We start from the raw sequence: 2,331 nt of genomic DNA on the forward strand, positions 1-2,331 counted from the left end.
TATAAGAGAAGATATTGAAAAGAACTATAAAAAGAAAAATATCAATGACAGAGAACGGGCAATCTTGATTACATCTTTGTTATATGCAATGGACAAAATTGCAAAAACCTGCGGACATTATGATGCATACAGGAAAGGTGCGGAATTTGATAAACCTTTGGAATTATTAGTACCGTTAGCAGAAATGCACAATAATCCAAATAACAGGTGTTATAATGAGGATGCCAACAATTTGGTTGGAAGTATTAACGCAGATTTGGTTTATATAGACCCTCCATATAATTCAAGACAATATTGCGATGCATACCATTTGCTTGAAAATGTTGCACGGTGGGAAAAGCCGGAGGTTTTCGGTGTGGCAAGAAAAATGGACAGAACAAAATTGAAGAGTAAGTACTGTACCAAGAGCGCAGCAGAAGCATTTGAAGACCTTGTAGGAAATATTACCTCTAAATATATATTGCTTTCATACAATAATATGGCTGAAAAAGGTAATGATCGTTCTAATGCCAAAATATCTGATGAAGATATTTTGCGTATTTTAGAAAATAAAGGTACAGTAAAGGTGTTTTCTGAAAGCTATAAGCCGTTTACAACCGGCAAATCAGATATATCAGAAAATGAAGAACGCCTTTTCTTATGTACAGTGACGAATTAAGGAGCAAAAATAATGATACAATCACCATTGAATTATACGGGCGGTAAATTCAAATTGTTGCCACAAATACTGCCTTTATTTCCTAAAAATATAAATACTTTTGTTGATTTATTCTGTGGTGGTTGTAATGTTGGAATAAATATAGACTGCGAAAGCGTTATATATAATGATTTAGATGAAAATCTGTTGTATCTGTATAACACTTTTAAAAATTTAGATAAACAATCCGTTTTTGAGTGGATATATGAAATAATCAATACATACGGCTTATCTCTCGTGAGTGATAAAGGATATGATTACTATAAATGTGATAGCAGCAAAGGATTAGGAGGCTATAATAAGGAGAGTTTCTTGAGGTTGCGAGCTGATTTTAATGAAAAAAAGAAAAAAGGCAACTACGATTATTACTATTATGTAATGTTGTATGTAATTATAGTTTATGCTTTCAATAATCAGATTAGATTTAATAGCAATGGTGAGTTTAATCTTCCTGTTGGCAAGCGTGACTTTAATAAAAAGATGCAGCAAAAGTTATCAGACTTTATAGATAAAATCAAAGAGCAGAACTGCAAATTTACTTGTCTTGATTTCCGTGAATTTGATATTGGTACGCTCGAAAACAATGACTTTGTATATGTCGATCCGCCGTATTTGATAACCTGTGCCACATATAACGAACAAGGCGGTTGGTCTGAAACAGATGAAAAAGATCTTTTGCGGTTTTTGGATAGCTTGAACGAAAAAGGCTTGCGATTTGCATTATCAAATGTTCTGCGAAGCAAGGGAAAAGAGAATACAATTTTGATTGAGTGGCTGGATAAAAATAAAGATAAATATAGAGCTGTAAGTTTAAATTACAGTTATTCAAATTCAAATTATCAAACAAAGGACAAGACATCAAATAGTGAGGAAGTTTTGATAATTAACTATTGAGGAGGGGCGAGATGGCTACAAAGATACCATATAAAAGTTTTTGTTGGAGCTTAGGTACAACGAGCTTCAGAACAAAAAATTTCAATAAAACCATTGAAGAACAATTGGGATTGTTGAATGAGTTTTGGCTTTGCCCGGATGTTCAAAATGAAGCGTGGACGGGTAATAATGTTTTGCAATCAAAGTATTATGACTTTATGAAAGAAAAAGGATTTGTAGAAGGAAATGCCGGAAACAAGCCGAAAGATGCACGAGAGAAAACATCCGGTTTGGTAGATATCGGGTTGATTGATGAAAACAGAAAATTAAGCGATGCCGGTAGAGCATTATTGCAAATCAGCTCCGAAAACGATTTTTCATCAGACAACCAATTTCAAATCCCAAAGGATAGTTTTATTTACTTAAAGCAACTGCTGAAAACCTCATATGCTGTAGAGGGACAAACTGTAAGACCGTTTTTAGTATTGCTTTATTTATTAAGTAAAATCGATTATCTGACACTTGATGAGTATACATATTTATTGCCTCTTTGTATTGGTGAAAAAGAAACTATTGAAATCAAAGCAGGCATTTCAATGCTACGAATGAATCGTACTACTATAGATGAAATTATAGTGAATAGATTGATGAATATGCCGAATTATATAGTGGCATTGGAATACTTGATTGAAAATGATGTGACAGAAGAATTGATATGTGTGCCATCCCAGTAAAAATAGACACAAAAAAGCTCCAAAAAA

Annotated in this window: 3 protein-coding genes; all 3 read left to right on the forward strand. The window is 33.2% G+C overall.

The annotated features are described in order from the left end of the window. The coding region (locus tag H8706_RS11880) for a DNA adenine methylase (RefSeq protein ID WP_262432805.1) at nucleotides 1-658 on the forward strand (658 nt) is incomplete at its 5' end. A 12-nt stretch (nucleotides 659-670) separates the two neighbouring features. Then, entirely contained in the window at nucleotides 671-1,591 is a 921-nt protein-coding gene (locus tag H8706_RS11885; protein ID WP_262432806.1) for a DNA adenine methylase, read from the forward strand. An 11-nt stretch (nucleotides 1,592-1,602) separates the two neighbouring features. After that, nucleotides 1,603-2,304 carry an AlwI family type II restriction endonuclease gene (locus H8706_RS11890; RefSeq protein ID WP_262432807.1) on the forward strand — a complete coding sequence of 234 codons (702 nt, stop codon included), beginning with the start codon at nucleotides 1,603-1,605 and terminating at the stop codon, nucleotides 2,302-2,304. The last annotated feature ends 27 nt before the right edge of the window (nucleotides 2,305-2,331 follow it).

Origin of the sequence: Qingrenia yutianensis (assembly GCF_014385105.1) — a bacterium.
In the GTDB taxonomy this organism is placed as follows: Bacteria; Bacillota; Clostridia; order UMGS1810; family UMGS1810; genus Qingrenia; species Qingrenia yutianensis.

Coding starts and splice junctions, on each gene's coding strand:
- H8706_RS11885 (WP_262432806.1), top strand. CDS start 671: ATGATACAATCACCATTGAATTATACGGGCGGTAAATTCAAATTGTTG.
- H8706_RS11890 (WP_262432807.1), top strand. CDS start 1,603: ATGGCTACAAAGATACCATATAAAAGTTTTTGTTGGAGCTTAGGTACA.